Origin of the sequence: Pseudomonas sp. PDM19 (assembly GCF_014852215.1) — a bacterium.
In the GTDB taxonomy this organism is placed as follows: Bacteria; Pseudomonadota; Gammaproteobacteria; order Pseudomonadales; family Pseudomonadaceae; genus Pseudomonas.
The window spans coordinates 1,109,887-1,125,244 of the sequence record NZ_JACVBG010000002.1 but is presented as its reverse complement, the minus strand read 5'-3'; the positions used below and the strand labels follow the sequence as shown (position 1 = coordinate 1,125,244).

At 67.3% G+C, this 15,358-nt stretch carries 12 protein-coding genes; 3 read left to right on the top strand and 9 right to left on the bottom strand.

Translation table 11 applies throughout. The features are described from left to right. Window positions 1-34: 34 nt before the first annotated feature. Window positions 35-1,948, bottom strand: a complete 1,914-nt coding sequence (locus IB273_RS13600) for an ATP-binding cassette domain-containing protein (RefSeq protein ID WP_081519439.1) — start codon at window positions 1,946-1,948, stop codon at window positions 35-37. A gap of 210 nt (window positions 1,949-2,158) precedes the next feature. On the opposite strand from IB273_RS13600, the gene IB273_RS13595 reads away from it, so the two are divergent. Together IB273_RS13595 and IB273_RS13590 are read left to right on the top strand one after the other, a co-directional pair. After that, window positions 2,159-4,084, top strand: coding sequence for a transglycosylase SLT domain-containing protein (locus IB273_RS13595; RefSeq protein ID WP_151187752.1), 1,926 nt, complete (start codon window positions 2,159-2,161; stop codon window positions 4,082-4,084). A 59-nt stretch (window positions 4,085-4,143) separates the two neighbouring features. Next, complete coding sequence (locus IB273_RS13590; RefSeq protein ID WP_151187753.1) at window positions 4,144-4,524, top strand: lysozyme inhibitor LprI family protein; 381 nt, start codon at window positions 4,144-4,146, stop codon at window positions 4,522-4,524. A 56-nt stretch (window positions 4,525-4,580) separates the two neighbouring features. On the opposite strand, the gene IB273_RS13585 is transcribed toward IB273_RS13590, so the two are convergent. From IB273_RS13585 to IB273_RS13560, 6 genes are all read right to left on the bottom strand, one after another. Next, window positions 4,581-5,390 (bottom strand): MOSC domain-containing protein, encoded by an 810-nt coding sequence (locus tag IB273_RS13585; protein ID WP_192224270.1) that lies wholly within the window; start codon window positions 5,388-5,390, stop codon window positions 4,581-4,583. A 178-nt stretch (window positions 5,391-5,568) separates the two neighbouring features. Beyond that, on the bottom strand, window positions 5,569-6,498 hold the full coding sequence (locus IB273_RS13580; RefSeq protein WP_081519435.1) for a chemotaxis protein CheV: 930 nt from the start codon (window positions 6,496-6,498) through the stop codon (window positions 5,569-5,571). A 113-nt stretch (window positions 6,499-6,611) separates the two neighbouring features. Next, window positions 6,612-7,532, bottom strand: coding sequence for a lipid kinase YegS (gene yegS, locus IB273_RS13575; RefSeq protein ID WP_192224269.1), 921 nt, complete (start codon window positions 7,530-7,532; stop codon window positions 6,612-6,614). 79 nt (window positions 7,533-7,611) lie between these two features. Next, window positions 7,612-9,171 (bottom strand): FGGY-family carbohydrate kinase, encoded by a 1,560-nt coding sequence (locus IB273_RS13570; protein WP_192224268.1) that lies wholly within the window; start codon window positions 9,169-9,171, stop codon window positions 7,612-7,614. A gap of 26 nt (window positions 9,172-9,197) precedes the next feature. Beyond that, a complete protein-coding gene (locus IB273_RS13565) occupies window positions 9,198-10,772 on the bottom strand; it encodes a glycerol-3-phosphate dehydrogenase/oxidase (protein ID WP_192224267.1) in 1,575 nt (524 codons plus the stop codon). Between the two features lie 4 nt (window positions 10,773-10,776). Next, a complete protein-coding gene (locus IB273_RS13560; RefSeq protein ID WP_192224266.1) occupies window positions 10,777-12,372 on the bottom strand; it encodes an FAD-binding oxidoreductase in 1,596 nt (531 codons plus the stop codon). 159 nt (window positions 12,373-12,531) lie between these two features. Between IB273_RS13560 and IB273_RS13555 the strand changes: the two genes are divergently transcribed. Continuing rightward, a complete protein-coding gene (locus IB273_RS13555) occupies window positions 12,532-13,560 on the top strand; it encodes an AraC family transcriptional regulator (protein ID WP_192224265.1) in 1,029 nt (342 codons plus the stop codon). 30 nt (window positions 13,561-13,590) lie between these two features. Here the strand turns inward: IB273_RS13555 and glp are convergent, their stop codons facing one another. After that, a complete protein-coding gene (glp, locus tag IB273_RS13550) occupies window positions 13,591-14,805 on the bottom strand; it encodes a gephyrin-like molybdotransferase Glp (protein ID WP_192224264.1) in 1,215 nt (404 codons plus the stop codon). Further along, the gene (moaB, locus tag IB273_RS13545; RefSeq protein ID WP_081519428.1) at window positions 14,802-15,341 is read right to left on the bottom strand and encodes a molybdenum cofactor biosynthesis protein B; all 540 of its coding nucleotides are present in this window, start codon (window positions 15,339-15,341) and stop codon (window positions 14,802-14,804) included. The genes glp and moaB overlap by 4 nt, the downstream gene beginning before the upstream one ends. Window positions 15,342-15,358 lie beyond the last annotated feature (17 nt).

Below are 15,358 nucleotides of genomic sequence, written 5' to 3'. Positions count from 1 at the left end.
CGATACGCACGGGCACATCACCGGACCGAACGGATCACTCTTCCAGTTCGGCCCAGCGTTCGATCAGTTGGTCCAGCTCCCCTTGCAGCGACCCCAGGCGATCCAGAACAGCCTGCGCCTCGGTGGGCGGACGCTGGTAGAAATTCGGCGCTGCGGTTTCTGCTTGCAGCGCAGCCATTTCTGCCTCCAGAGCGTCAATCTGCCCGGGAATGGCCTCCAGCTCGCGCTGCAGCTTGTAGCTCAGCTTCTTCTTCGGCGCCGCCGCTTCCACCGCAGCAGGTGCCGCCACAGGCACTTCGGCGACTGGTGCGGCAGCGGGCTTGTCGCCCTTCTCCTCACCCACGCCGAGCAACTTGGGCGAGCCGCCCTGGCGCAGCCAGTCCTGGTAGCCACCGACGAATTCGCGCACGCGCCCTTCGCCTTCGAACACCAGGGTGCTGGTCACCACGTTGTCGAGGAAGGCCCGGTCGTGGCTGACCATCAGTACGGTGCCGTCGAAGGTCAGCAGCACTTCTTCCAGCAGTTCCAGGGTTTCCACGTCCAGGTCGTTGGTCGGTTCGTCCAGCACCAGCAGGTTGGCCGGCTTGCTGAACAACTTCGCCAGCAACAGGCGTGCCCGCTCGCCGCCGGAGAGCGCTTTCACCGGGGTCCGGGCGCGCTGCGGGGAGAACAGGAAGTCGCCAAGGTAGCTGAGGACGTGGCGATTCTGCCCATTGATCGTGATGAATTCGCGACCTTCGGAAATGTTGTCGATGACGGTCTTTTCCGGCTCCAGCTGGTGACGCAGCTGGTCGAAATAAGCCACTTCCAGTCGGGTGCCTTCCTTGACGCTGCCCGAAGTCGGCTGCAGGTCGCCCAGCAGCAGCTTGAGCAGCGTGGTCTTGCCGGTGCCGTTGGCGCCCAGCAGGCCGATACGGTCGCCGCGCTGCAGCACCAGGGAGAAATCACGGATCAGCGCCGGGCCGCCCGGATGGGCGAAGCCGGCCTTCTCGACGACGATCACCTGCTTGCCGGACTTCTCGGCCGTCTCCATCTGGAAGCTGGCCTTGCCCTGGCGCTCGCGGCGTTCGGCGCGTTCGTTGCGCATCGCCTTCAGCGCGCGCACGCGGCCTTCGTTACGGGTGCGGCGGGCCTTGATGCCCTGGCGAATCCACACTTCCTCCTGGGCCAGGCGCTTGTCGAACAGCGCGTTGGCCGCCTCTTCCGCCGCCAGTTCCTGCTCTTTATGGACGAGGAAGCTCGCGTAGTCGCCGTTCCAGTCGATCAGGTGGCCGCGGTCCAGCTCGAGGATGCGGGTCGCCACGGCCTGCAGGAAGGAGCGGTCGTGGGTGATGAACAGCACGGCGCCGGGGAAGTCCGCCAGGGCGTTTTCCAGCCAGGCGATGGCGCCGATGTCCAGGTGGTTGGTCGGCTCGTCCAGCAGCAGCAGGTCGGGCTCGGCCACCAGCGCCTGGGCCAGCAGCACGCGGCGGCGCCAGCCACCGGAGAGCTCGGCGAGGGTCTTGTCGGCCGGCAGCTGCAGGCGGCTCAGGGTGGTGTCCACCAGTTGCCCCAGGCGCCAGCCATCGCGGGCTTCGAGGTCCTGCTGGACGCGCGCCAGCTTGTTCAGGTCCTCTTCGCTTTCGATGTGCATGCTCAGGTGGTGGTACTGCGCCAGCAGCTCACCGACTTCGGCCAAGCCTTCGGCGACCACGTCGTAGACGGTGCGATCGTCGGCCCGCGGCAGCTCCTGCGGCAGCTCGCCGATCTTCAGCGAGGGGGCGCGCCAGATGTCGCCGTCATCGGGCTTCTGCTCGCCCTTGACCAGCTTGAGCATGCTCGACTTGCCGGTGCCGTTGCGGCCGATGATGCAGACCCGCTCACCGCGAGCGATCTGCCAGGACACCTTATCCAGCAGCGGAGTGGTGCCGAAGGCGAGGGACACGTCGGTTAACTTGAGCAGGGTCATGAGGGCATCTTCCGTAAAACAGGGCGCGCAGTTTAAGGGAAAGCGCGGAAAAGTCAGAGGGGTGCGGACAAAGTGCCGGGGCGAGACATTCGTCCGCCTTTGAGCCAGGCAGCCCTGGTGGCGCTTTCACCCCCCGCGCGCAACAGGCTAAGCTACCCGGCAGCGGGCGCGCGCCATCCAGCGCCCACCGATCATCTTCCCGGAAGAGCCATGCGCGGTCGCCTTTTCTCACTGTTTTCCTGCCTGATCCTCAGCCTGTCCGCTTCGACAGCCAACGCAGCGTCCCTGCCCCAGCAGCGCCAGATGTACGACGAGGCGCAGAAGGCCCTGGCGCGCGGCGACAGCGGCCCGTACTTCAGCTACCAATCGGCACTGGCCGATTATCCGCTGCAGCCGTACCTGGCCTACGACGAGCTGACCAACCGCCTGAAAAGCGCCAGCAACGCCGAGATCGAGCGCTTCATCGAACAGCACGGCGACCTGCCGCAGATCAACTGGCTGAAGCTGCGCTGGATGCGCCAGCTGGCCGATCGCGGCGACTGGAACACCTTCGTCCGTTATTACGACCCGAAGATGAACTTCACCGAGCTGGACTGCCTCTACGGCCAGTACCAGTTGGGCCACGGCAACAAGGCCGACGGCTACGCCACCGCCGAGAAGCTCTGGCTGGTCGGCAAGCCGCAGCCCGATGCCTGCGACACGACCTTCGCCCTGTGGCAGGCCGACGGCCAGCTCACCGAGGAAAAGGTCTGGAAGCGCCTGAAGCTGGCCGCCGAGAAAGGCAACTACAGCCTCGCCACGGTGCTCTCCAAGCGCCTGCCGACCCTCGGCAGCCAGGGCGCGCTGATGGTCAATGTGGCGCAGAATCCTGCGCAGTTGAGCCAGACCACCCGCTTCGGCGCCCGTGACCACGCCACCGCCGACGTCGTCGGCCTGGGCCTGCGCCGCCTGGCCAAGCAGGACCCGGAAAAGGCCATCAGCCTGCTCGACTACTACAGCTCGGTGCTGCCCTTCTCCAGCGACGAGAAAGTCTCCATCGCCCGCGAGATCGGCCTGAGCCTGGCGCGCCGCTATGATCCGCGCGCGCTGCCGATGATGGTCAAGTACGACCCGCAACTGCGCGACGACACCGTCACCGAATGGCGCCTGCGTCTGCTGCTGCGCCTGGGCCGCTGGGAAGAAGCCTACGAACTGACCCGCGCCCTGCCGCCGTCGCTGGCCGAGACCAACCGCTGGAAATACTGGCAGGCTCGCTCGCTGCAACTGGCGCAGCCGCAGAACAAGCAGGCCATCAGCCTGTACCAGCCGGTGGCCGGCGAGCGTGACTTCTACGGCTTCCTCGCCGCCGACCGGATCAACGCCCCCTACCAGCTGAACAATCGACCTGTTTCGCCCGATGCCGGGACGATGCAGCGCGTGCGCAACGCACCGAGCACCCGCCGCGCCCTGGAGTTCTATGCCCGCGGCGAGATCATCAACGCCCGCCGCGAGTGGTACCACGCTGCCCGCCACCTGAGCCACGACGAACTGCTGGCCCAGGCGAAGATCGCCTACGACATGCAGTGGTACTTCCCGGCCATCCGCGCGATCAGCCAGGCGAAGTACTGGGATGACCTCGATATCCGCTTCCCCATGGCCTACCGCAACACCCTGGTGCGCGAGGCGCGCAATCGCGGCCTGCACTCCAGCTGGGTGTTTGCCATCACCCGCCAGGAAAGCGCCTTCATGTCCGATGCGCGCTCCGGCGTCGGTGCCACCGGGCTGATGCAGCTGATGCCGGCCACCGCCAAGGAAACCTCGCGCAAGTTCGGCATCCCGCTGGCTTCGCAGCAGCAACTGATCGTGCCGGACGTGAACATCCAGCTCGGCGCCGCCTACCTGAGCCAGGTGCACGGCCAGTTCAACGGCAACCGTGTGCTCGCCACCGCCGCCTACAACGCCGGCCCCGGCCGTGTGCGCCAGTGGCTGAAGGATGCGCGTCACCTGGCCTTCGACGTCTGGGTCGAGACCATTCCGTTCGACGAGACCCGCTCCTACGTGCAGAACGTGCTGTCCTACGCGGTGATCTACGGGCAGAAGCTCAACGCGCCGCAACCCATCGTCGACTGGCACGAACGCTTCTTCGACGAGCTCTGATCCCTCCCCCGCCCGGCACCGCCGGGCGGTCTTCATCCCTTCAAGGAAAAGGAAATTCCATGCGCCAGTCGCTCCTCTCCCTCACCGTCCTGGCCGCCGGCCTGCTCAGTGCCGATCTGGCCCTCGCCGCCTGCGAGAAACCGCGCAACGCCTTCGACAGCGTGTACTGCCTGAGCACCGAATACGCCCAGGTGGACCGCGAGCTGAACAATGAATTCGGCACCCTGCGCAAGATGCTCAACGACGGCCAGAAGGCCGCACTGAAGAAGAGCCAGATCGCCTGGATCAAGGACCGCGACGCCCAGTGCAGCTACGAGCGCGACGGCGGCTATTTCGTCAACCTGCAGTGTGCCGTGGACAAGACCAACGAGCGCCTGGTCGTGCTGCGCGAGCGTGAGCGCGAGTGCCAGAGCACCGGTTGCGTCGACAGCAAGCTGTAAATCCCGCGTCATCCGGCGCGCCCGTCCGGGCGCGCCGCCTCAGCGTCGTTCCAGCGTTATTCCAGCACTTCCACCGGCATGCCCAGTTTCAGCTCGCCACGGTTCTCCGCCAGCAGATTCTGGCCGAACAGAGCCTCGCCATTGACGTTGCGATAGCCCAGCAGGGTCGCCAGCGGCTCGCGGGCGGCATCGCGCTCGCCGGTGTGCGGGTCGATGGTGGTAAGGATGCAGCGCGAGCAGGGCTTGGCCACCTTGAAGGTGACGTCGCCGATGCGGATGCGTTTCCAGCCGTCTTCGGCGAAGGGTTCGGCGCCGGTGACCACCAGATTCGGGCGGAAGCGCAGCATCTCCAGCGGGCGACCGACCTTGGCCGACAGATCATCCAGCGAACCCTGGCCGATCAGCAGCAGCGGGAAGCCATCGGCGAAATGCACGTGCTCACCGGGTTCGGCGTAGGCGGTATCCACCTGGCGCGCGCGCTGCTCGGGCATCTGCACCAGGCGCACGTCGCGGCCGAGGAAGCTGCTCAGCCACTGTGCCGCCTCATCGCCGGCGTCCGGCACTTGCAGCATGTCGCGCCAGATCAGCACGCCGCGCAGGTTGGCGTCGCTTTCAGGCACTGACACGAAGATATCTTGCGCTCCCGGCGCACGCAGGCGCAGACCATGGAAGTCATCCTGCCAGCGCGCCTCGATGCGCCCCATCTGCGGCAGCAGGCGCTGGGTCAGGAAGCGGCCATTGGACGCCTCCACCACCATCCAGCGGCGATCCCCTTCCAGGCCCAGGGCGTCCAGGCGGACGGACTCCAGGGGCTCGTAGGCGGTGGACTTGACCGGGTAGCGGTAGAGCTCGCTCAGGCTGTACATCGGAAGCTTCCTTTCATGCAGGCGGAAGCGACCTTATACGGCGTGGGACGGGCGTCTAGCAATGGGGGCGCATTTGTCGCGGGCATGGCCCGCTCCTACGAAAGCGACGCGGGGCTCATCCTGCAGGAGCGGGCCATGCCCGCGAACCGTCGGCAAGGCCGACGGTCAGGCATTGCGATCAGGCGGGGACTTTCTGCAGCCGACGACGCACCACTTCCACCAACTGGTCCGGCTGGAATTTGGAGAGGAAGTCGTCGCAGCCGACCTTCTTCACCATGGCATCGTTGAAGCTGCCCGACAGCGAGGTGTGCAGCACCACGTAGAGGTCACGCAGGCGCGGGTCGTTGCGGATCTCGGTGGTCAGCCGGTAGCCATCCATCTCCGGCATCTCGGCGTCGGTGAAGACCATCAGCAGCTTGTCTTCCATGTCGTGGCCTTCGTCGGCCCAGCGCTTGAGCTGCTGCAGCGCACGCAGGCCGTCAGTGGCCACATGCAGGCGCAGGCCGAGCTGGCCGAGCGTGTCGCGCAGCTGGGAAATGGCGACGCTGGAGTCATCCACCACCAGCACTTCACGACCACGGGTCTGGCTGAGCAGCTTGTCGTCCAGGCGGTCACTGGAGACGCGGGTGTTCATCGGCACGATCTCGGCCAGCACCTTTTCCACGTCGATGATCTCCACCAGGCGGTCTTCCACCTTGGTGATCGCCGTCAGGTAATGCTGGCGGCCGGCGCCACCGGGCGGCGGCTGGATCGACTCCCAGTTGAGGTTGAGGATGCGCTCCACCCCGCCCACCAGGAAGGCCTGCACCGAGCGGTTGTACTCGGTGACGATGATGGTGCTGCTGGCATCCGGGGTCAGTGCGCGCATGCCGATGGCGCGCGACAGGTCGATCACCGGCAGGGTCTGGCCGCGCAGGTTGATCACCCCGCAGATCATCGGGTGGCGCTGCGGGATCAGGGTCAGGCGCGGCAGCTGCAGCACCTCCTGCACCTTGAACACGTTGATCGCGAACTGCTGCCGCCCGGCCAGGCGGAAGACCAGGATTTCCAGGCGGTTCTCGCCTACCAGTTGGGTGCGTTGATCGACAGTGTCGAGAATACCGGCCATGCCTGCTCCAGATTCGGAATGAGTCGTGCGGGAACGCTATCGGCCGCATCTGGCGAAACAAGATACTGGCCGTGCGCCATCATGCACGACTTGCCCGGTCCGGGCCAGACCGATCAGCCCTTCGGCGTGCAGAGCCGCCCAGTGGCCGAGAGCAACGGGGAATCCGCCGGCAGGTGCATCGAGAGCGCCGCCGGGCGCACCTCGAAGCGCAGCTTGCGGCCCTCCAGCGGCTCGCCATCGAGGTTGACGTCCAGCCACTCGCGAGCCTCCACCTCGACCCAGGGCACCCGCGCGCGGATGAACACATCCTGGGTGCCGAAACCGCTGCCGAGCAGTGCGCCGAGCGTGCCGACCATGTCCTGCGGGGTCGGCAGGATGCTCACATCCAGCAGCCCGTCGTCCGCCGTCGCCTGCGGGCAGAGCACGTGCCCGCCACCTGCCTGCCGGCCGTTGCCGATGCCCAGGGCAAGGAACTCGCCTTCCCAGCTGAAGTCCGGCCCGGTGAATCGCCCCTGCGCCGCGTGCACCTCGGAGAAACGCGTCAGCCCGGTGAGCAGGTAGGCCGCGCCGCCGAGCAACTTCTTCAGGTCTTCCGGGGTATTGGCCGTGACCTTCGAGCCGAAGCCACCGGTAGCCATGTTGAGGAACATCTGCCCATCCACTTCGCCCAGGTCGATGGGCCGTGCCGGCACGTCCAGCAGCGCCAGCGCGGCAGCCGGCTCCAGCGGCACGCCGGCAGCGCGGGCGAAATCATTGGCGGTGCCCAGCGGCAGGATTGCCAGGCTGGCCTTGCCGCCGGCCTGAGCCAGCGCCTCGGCGACATCGCGCACGGTGCCGTCGCCGCCGCCAGCGATCAGCGTCGTGTAGCCCGCCGCCAGCCCCTCCTCCACCAGCCGCCGGGCGTCGCCGCCCTCCCAGGTCACCCTGACATCCAGCGCCCGACCCGCCTCGCGCGTGGCCAGCACGGCGGCGCGCACCTCGTCGTTGGCGGCTTGCTTGCCATGCAGGATCAGCAGGGCCTTGGGTTGCGTCATGGCGGGTTTCCTCCCGGTGAGTCCATCGGATATGGACTCAGACTAGCGCGAGGGGATTTCCTCCCACTTGATTTGCCGCTCAGGCCGGATAGCCGGTGATCTCCCGGATGCTCTGGTACAGCGGCTTGAGCTGCTTGTACATGCGCTGGTAGACCTCGCTGTACAGCCGCTCGTAGGTGCGCTGCGCCTCGGGGCTCGGGTGGAAGACCTCGCCGACGCGGGTCATGGCGGCGATGGCGCTGGTGAAGTCCGGATAGAGCCCCAGCCCCACCGCGCAATCGATGGCCGCGCCCAGGCCGGATGCCTCGTAGACGTGCGGGCGCTCTGCCGGCAGGCCGAAGATGTCGGCGGTGAGCTGCATCGCTGCGTCACTCTGCGATCCGCCCCCGGCCACGCGCAGGCGCTGGATGCGGGTGCCGGAGCGCTTCTCGATGCGCTCCTTGCCCTGACGCAGCGCGTAGGCGAGGCCTTCGAGGATGGCGCGGTAGATGTGCGCGCGGGTATGCACGTCGCCGAATCCGATGATCGAGCCCTTGGCTTCCAGCCCCGGCTCGCGGATGCCCGGCGTCCAGTAGGGTTGCAGCATCAGGCCCATGGAGCCGGCGGGCACGCTGTTGACCAGTTCGTCGAACAGCTTCTCCGGCTCGACGCCCAGCTCCTGCGCACGCTGCATCTCGCGCAGGCCGAACTCGCGCTTGAACCAGCTGACCATCCAGAAGCCGCGGTAGATCATCACCTCGGTGTTGAAGTGATCGGGAATCGCCGCCGGGTACGGCGGGATCAGCGGAATGGTCTCCAGGTAGCGCGAGCGGGTGGTGTTGATGGTCGCGGTGGTGCCGTAGGACAGGCAGGCCACGGTCGGATCGATGGCGCCCGCGCCGAGCACCTCGCAGGCCTTGTCGGCGCCGGCGGCGATCAGCGGCAGGCCTTCGGGAATCCCGGTCAGGCGGCTGGCCTCGGCGGTGATCCCACCGAGCTTCTCACCCGGCTTGAACAGCTCCGGAAGCTGCTCGCGGCGCACGTCCAGCACCTGCCACTTCCAGTCGCGCGGCGCCGCCCATTGCAGCTTCTTGTAGTCGAACGGCAGGTAGGCAACGCTGCAGGCGACCGAGTCCACGTAGCGTCCGCACAGGCGCTGGGTGAGGAAGCCCGAGAGCAGCAGCACCTTGTGCGTGCGCTGGTGGATGTCCGGTTGCTGCTGGGCGACCCAGTTCACTTCGGCCTGGGTGCGGAAGTAATCCACTGCGCCCTGCGCGCCCACCAGCTTGAACAGCCAGCCCCAGGGCCCCTTGATCGACCCTTCCAGTTCGGCGCGGCGCTGGTCCAGCCAGATGATCGCCGGGCGCAGGGCCTGGCCGGCCTGGTCGACGTGGATCACCGTGCCGCGCTGGGTCGTCAGCGAGACGCCACAGATGCGGCTGCGATCAATGTCCACGCTGGCCCACAGCCGCTTGCAGGCTTCGCCCAACTGTTCCCAGTAGTAGTCCGGGTGCTGTTCGGCCCAGCCGGGCTGCGAGGAAAAATAGGCTTCCAGCTCGACCTTGCCCTTGCCCACCAGGTTGCCCTGGAGATCGAAGAGCAGCGCGCGCACGCTCTGGGTGCCGTTGTCGATGGCCAGCAGGTAGTTCTTGTTATCCATGGGGCTCTTGGTCAATGAGACGTCGGTCAGATTGGAAGGCTGTAGCAGCGACGCCACAGCGCCAGATAGTCCTGTTCTTCACGTTTCCAGCGCGGGTCGTCCCAGCCCAGGCGTGGCTGGCACAGCGCGCGAATTCTCGGCAGCTCGTGGGCGCCGCCTTCGGCCAGCAGCAGGCCAACGCGGGTACGGCGCAGCAGCAGGTCGTCCAGATGCAGCACCAACTCGCCTTCCGCCGCCCAGGCCAGTTCGGCCCAGAGTGAATCGGTATGGCCGATGCACTCGCTGCCCACGGTTTTCAGTACCCGCGCCAGCTCCGGCAATGCGCGGCCATGACGACCGCGCAGACGGGTCTGTTGCAGCGGAGTCAGCCCGGGCAGATCCACTGCGTCGACAGGTTCGAAGACCTGTTCTCCCGCCGCCTCCAGCGAGCGCTCCAGCATCGGTGCGCAGGCGGCGAGCACCTCCAGCGCCAGCAGGCGGAAGGTTGTGAGCTTGCCGCCGGCCAGGGTTACGCAGCCGGGCTCGACCCACAGCGCATGTTCGCGCTTTTCATCCGAGGGCTTGAGCGACGGTGCGCCATCGCTGACCACCGGGCGCACGCCGGCCCAGGTGGAGCGCACGTCTGCCGCGCTGATATGCGCAGACGGGAACTGCTGCGCACAGGCCGCCAGCAGGTAATCCACTTCCTCGCGGCTGATGGCTGCGTCGTCGTCCAGTGTGTCGCGGTGATCGAGGTCGGTGGTGCCGACCACGGTCGCGCCTTCCCAGGGGAAGACGAACACCGGGCGTTTGTCCTGCCCGTGCATGAAGCTGAAGGCGTGGGCAACCGGCAGGCGCCAGGCCGGCAGCAACAGGTGACTGCCGCGCAGCGGGCGGATGTGCTCGCTACTGTGTTTCTGCCGCAAGGCATCGGCCCAGGCGCCGGTGGCCAGGGCAACGGTGCGCGCACGGAAAGTGAAGCGTTCGCCACTCTCGCTGTCCTCGGCGACCAACCCCTGCACTCGACCGTCGCGGCGATCCAGCTCGATCACTTTCAGGCCGTTCAGCGCTTCGCCGCCTTCAGCGCGAGCCTCTCCGAGCACGCGCATCACCAGGCGTGCGTCGTCGGTGACTGCGTCCTGGAAGCGCGTGCCGCCGAGCAGGCGATCTTCCCTCAAGCCCGGCGCCAGGTAACGCAGCTCTTCCAGGCGATAGAACAGATGATTGCGCCGCCCCGCCAACGCGTCGTAAAGCGACAGCAGCGTGCCGAACACGCGGGGGCCGGGGAAGCCGCCCTGGTAGTGCGGCATGATGAAGCTCAGCGGATCGACCAGCCCCGGCGCCTCGCCCAGCAGGCGCTGGCGCTCGCGAACCGAATCGCGGGTCAGGCCGAACTGGCCCTTGGCGATGTAGCGCAGGCCGCCATGGACCATCTTCGAAGAGCGACTGGAGGTGCCCCAGGCGAAGTCGCGCTGCTCGACCAGCAGGCAACGCCAGCCGCGCCGTGCGGCTTCACGGAGGATGCCGGCACCGGTGATGCCGCCGCCGACCACGATCAGGTCCCAGTCGCGCTCCGCCAGCTCCGGCAGCGCCTTGGCGCGCCACGTCGCATTCCAGCCCATGGGCTCAGTCCTGCAGCAGAGTGCCGGGGTTCAACCGGCCGGACGGGTCGAAATGCCCGGCCAGCGCCTTGATCGCGGCCATGCCCAGCGGGCCCTTCTCCACCGGCAGATAGGGAGCGTGGTCCTTGCCCACGCCGTGCTGGTGGCTGATGGTGCCGCGATTGTTGGCGATGGTCTGGCTGGCGGCGTGCTTGAGCTTGCGCCAGCGCTCGTGGGTTTCCGCGTAGCTGGCCGCCGGGCGGAACACATAGGTGGTGTAGATGCTCGAGCCCTCGCCGTAGACGTGGGACAGGTGGGTGAACACGTGCACGCGCTCGCCCTCCGCGGCCAGGCCATCGCGCAGGCTGGCTTCGATGCGGTTCAGCAGGTTGTCGACGTTGGACCAGTCGGTGGCGGTTTCCAGGGTATCGACCACATAGCCGTTCTCCCACAGCGCCTCGCGCAGGTAGGGGAAGCGGAAGCGGTTCTGCGCCCACTTCCTGCCCAGCAGGGTGCCGGTGAACACGCCGCCGAAGGCCTTGAGAATTCGCCGCGCGGCTCGCAGCGAAGTCGCGTTCTGGGCACGGTCGCCGGTGACGCCAAAGGTCAGCATGCACTTGCCCTCGGCCGCACCGCGCAGCTTCAGGTAGCGCTCCAGCCAGGCAATCTGCCCCGGATGACCGGCCAGCGCGAGCTGGGTGGTGGTTTCCACGGCGTTGGACAGACGCAGCATGGACAGCGGTACACGCGCCTGCACCAGGGTACGGATGCCTTCCAGCGCCTGCTCCCACGACGGCAGGAACACCGCGTAGAAGCGCTCGTCCTCGGCGATGCGCGTGACCCGCACCTTCACCGACGACAGAATGCCGAAGCGGCCTTCGGAGCCCATCACCACTTCGCGCAGGTCGGGGCCGGCGGCGGATGCCGGGAAGGTCGGGATGTCCAGGCTGCCGGCGAAGGTTTCCAGGGTGCCGCCAGCGAACAGTTGCTCGATGCGCCCGTAGCGCAGCGACTGCTGACCGCTGGAGCGGCTGGCGACCCAGCCACCGAGGGTGGAGAGCTCCCAGGACTGCGGGAAGTGGCCCAGGGTATAGCCACGGGCGCGCAGCTGGCTTTCCACCTGCGGGCCGTTGGCGCCGGGGCCGAAGGTGGCGATCAGGCTCTGCTCGTCCAGCTCCAGCAGGCGGTTCATGTGCTCCAGGGAAACGGTGAGCACCGCCTTGTCGGAGGTTGGCGGGTTGATGTGGCCGGCCACCGAGGTGCCGCCACCGTAGGGGATCACCAGGCAGTCCCAGAGCTCGGCGAACTTCAGCAGGTCGCGGATCTGCTCGGCGGTCTGCGGGTAGGCCACGCCATCGGGGAACACGCCGAACTCGCCTTCGCGCATCGCCAGCCAGTCCGGCAGGCTCTGGCCACGGGCGTGCAGCAGGCGGTCGCGGGCCTCGCGCCCCACCAACGGATGCTCGGGCAGGCGCGAGGCCGGCACCTTGGCCAGCACCTGTTCCAGCGTCGCGTCCGGCAGCGTCAGGCCGGGGCCAACCAGTTCGGCGAGAAAATCACGCCCGTTGCCGGGCAATTCCACCACCGTCGTTTCTTCACCCCAGCCGTTCCAGCGTCGCATGCCCGCTCCTTCTTGTTCAGGGTCTGAACCCGCTAATTCGATTGCTATTTCGGTGCCGCTTGATGGCTGCCTATACTAGCCAGCCGCCCTGCCCTGTCACTGTCGGATCAAGACAGGCGCAGTTGCCGATCGAGACACCGAAGAACAAGAACTCACGCCATGCATTCCCTCGGCTATACATCCGTCCCCGCACTGCTGAAATACCTGCGCCACGCCGAGTCTCTCGGCATGGACCTGGACGTCGCCCTCCAGGCGGCGGGCCTGGAACGCTCGCAACTGAGCGACAACAGCCAGCGCCTGCCCAGCGAGGCCCACGAGCGCCTGCTACAGCACCTGTGCGCGCACTCGGGCGATCCATTGTTCGGCCTGCACTCGGCGCGCTTCGTGCAGCCGGGCTCGTGGAGCGTGCTGGGCTACATCACCATGAACTGCGCCAATCTGGGCGAGGCCATGGGCCGCATCATTCCCTACGAGAAGCTGGTCGGCGACATGGGCGTCAGCCGCCTGGAGCCAGGCGAAGGCCACATCAAGCTGATCTGGAACTGCCGCCACGAGGCCGCGCAGATCCGCCGGCACATGGTGGAAAACGTACTGGCTTCCTGGCTGCTTTATGCGCGCTGGATCGCCGACACCAACGGCTCGCCGCAGGAAGTCTGGTTCGAACACGCACAGCCCGAGGGCGCCGACGTCACCGAATACGAGCAGTTGTTCGGCTGCCCGGTGCGCTTCGAACAACCCTTCAGCGCCCTGCTGGTGCCCATGCAGTTGCTCAGCTACCCGCTGCGCCAGGCCGACGCCAACCTGCTGCGCACCCTGGAAGAGCACGCCCTGGCGCTGATGGCCGAACTGGACGACGACGAGCCGCTGCCGCTGCGGGTGAAGAACGCCCTGCGGCTGCTGCTCAAGGACGGCCTGCCGCGCAAGGAGCGCGTCGCTGAGCGCTTCGAGATGACCGTGCGCACCCTGCAGCGCCACCTGCAGCAGGCCGGCACCAGCTACCAGCAGATCCTCGATGAACTGCGCCAGGAACTGGCCGAGCATTACCTGGTGCACAGCGACCTGCCGATCCAGGACATCGCCCAGTACCTGGGCTTCACCGAGTCGCGCTCGTTCCACCGCAGCTTCAAGGGCTGGACCGACCAGACGCCCGGCGAGTATCGCCAGCAGCATAAAAAAACGCCGGTCTGAGACCGGCGTTTTTCATTGCGTTCCTGGCGCTCAGTCCAGCAGTTCGCTTAACGGAATGAAGGTCAGCCAATCGCCTTCGGCCAGCGTCATCCCCTCGCGCACTTCCGCCAGCCCCTCGGCCCAGGCGGCGCTGCGCAGCACACCGGAGCTCTGGTTGGCATAAGGCACCGCACGGCCATTCTCCAGGCGCGCGCGCAGGTACTCGCGGCGGTTGCCCGGCTTGGTCCAGTTGAACCCGGCCGGCACCTGCAGGCGCAGCGGCTCGACTTTCTGCATGCCGAGGCGACGCATCAGGTACGGCCGCGCCAGCAGCGCATAAGTCACCAGGGTGGAGGCAGGATTGCCCGGCAGGCCGATCACCGGCACCTGTTGGTAATGGCCGACGGTCAGCGGCTTGCCCGGCTTGATCGCCAGCTTCCACAGCGCCAGCTCGCCCGCTTCACGCAGGGCCGCACCGAGGAAGTCCGCCTCGCCGACGGAGACGCCGCCGGTGGAAAGGATCAGGTCCACGTTGGACAGGCCGGACAGGGCCGCACGGGTGCGCTCCAGGTCGTCCGGGAGGATACCGGCGTCCACCACCTCACAACCGAAGCGCTGCAGCCAGGTGCGCAGCAGGTGACGGTTGCTGTTGTAGATCTGCCCGAGCGCCAGCGGCTTGCCCGGTTCCACCAGTTCATCGCCGGTCGACAGCAGCGCCACGCGCGGACGACGACGCACAGTCAGCTCGGCCTGGCCGAGCGATGCGGCCAGGCCGATCTCGATCGGGCCCAGGCGCGTGCCGGCCGGCAGCACACAGTCGCCCTTGCGGGTTTCCTGGCCTTGCGGGCGTACGTGCTGACCTACCTTGAGCGCTTCGAGGAAACGCACGCGGCCGTCTTCCAGCACCTCGACGTTTTCCTGCATCTCGACGCAATCGGCGCCGCCAGGCACCGGTGCGCCGGTAAAGATGCGCACGCAGGTGCCCGGCAGCAGCGGCTCGCCCGCCTGCCCGGCGAAGATTTTCTGGCTGACCGACAGCGGCTCGCCCTGCCAGTCGGCCTGGCGCAGTGCATAGCCGTCCATGGCGCTGTTCGGCCACGGTGGCAGGTCCAGCCCGGCGAGCAGCGGCCCGGCGAGCACGCGGCCGTCCGCTTCGCTCAGCGGTAGGGCTTCGGTATCGAGGATCGGCGACTGTTCCGCCAGGCTCAGCAGGCGCGCCAGGGCGTCCTCGACCGGGAGCAGGCCGGGTTTGTCGCAGCAGCTCATCCGCGGCTCTCGCAGGGCGCCGCCTTCTTCAGGTGCGGCACGAAGTTGCACGGGCGGTGGCTGGCGTCCAGTTGCTCGCCGAGGATGCCGTCCCAGGCGGTGCGGCAGGCGTTGGTGGAGCCCGGCAGGCAGCAGACCAGCGTACCGTTGGACAGGCCGGCCAGCGCGCGGGACTGCACGGTGGAGGTGCCGATGTCAGCCACGGAAATCTGCCGGAACAGCTCGCCGAAACCGTCCACCACCTTGTCCAGCAGGCAGGTCACGGCCTCCGGGGTGCTGTCGCGGCCGGTGAAGCCGGTGCCGCCGGTCACCAGCACGACCTGCACTTCGTCCTCTGCGATCCAGGTCGCGACCTGGGCGCGGATGCGGTAGAGGTCATCCTTGAGCAGGACGCGGGCGGCCAGGTTATGGCCGGCGGCCTTCAGGCGGTCGACGAACAGCTGGCCGGAGGTGTCGGTTTCCAGGGTGCGGGTGTCGCTGACGGTTAGGACGGCGATGTTCAGCGGGACGAATGGCTGCTCGGCCTTGTGGCTCATGATGAGGGCCCTTGCTT

Coding starts and splice junctions, on each gene's coding strand:
- IB273_RS13565 (WP_192224267.1), bottom strand. CDS start 10,772: ATGGGCTGGAATGCGACGTGGCGCGCCAAGGCGCTGCCGGAGCTGGCG.
- glp (WP_192224264.1), bottom strand. CDS start 14,805: ATGAGCTGCTGCGACAAACCCGGCCTGCTCCCGGTCGAGGACGCCCTG.
- IB273_RS13560 (WP_192224266.1), bottom strand. CDS start 12,372: ATGCGACGCTGGAACGGCTGGGGTGAAGAAACGACGGTGGTGGAATTG.
- IB273_RS13570 (WP_192224268.1), bottom strand. CDS start 9,171: ATGGATAACAAGAACTACCTGCTGGCCATCGACAACGGCACCCAGAGC.
- IB273_RS13600 (WP_081519439.1), bottom strand. CDS start 1,948: ATGACCCTGCTCAAGTTAACCGACGTGTCCCTCGCCTTCGGCACCACT.
- IB273_RS13580 (WP_081519435.1), bottom strand. CDS start 6,498: ATGGCCGGTATTCTCGACACTGTCGATCAACGCACCCAACTGGTAGGC.
- IB273_RS13595 (WP_151187752.1), top strand. CDS start 2,159: ATGCGCGGTCGCCTTTTCTCACTGTTTTCCTGCCTGATCCTCAGCCTG.
- yegS (WP_192224269.1), bottom strand. CDS start 7,532: ATGACGCAACCCAAGGCCCTGCTGATCCTGCATGGCAAGCAAGCCGCC.
- IB273_RS13555 (WP_192224265.1), top strand. CDS start 12,532: ATGCATTCCCTCGGCTATACATCCGTCCCCGCACTGCTGAAATACCTG.
- IB273_RS13585 (WP_192224270.1), bottom strand. CDS start 5,390: ATGTACAGCCTGAGCGAGCTCTACCGCTACCCGGTCAAGTCCACCGCC.
- moaB (WP_081519428.1), bottom strand. CDS start 15,341: ATGAGCCACAAGGCCGAGCAGCCATTCGTCCCGCTGAACATCGCCGTC.
- IB273_RS13590 (WP_151187753.1), top strand. CDS start 4,144: ATGCGCCAGTCGCTCCTCTCCCTCACCGTCCTGGCCGCCGGCCTGCTC.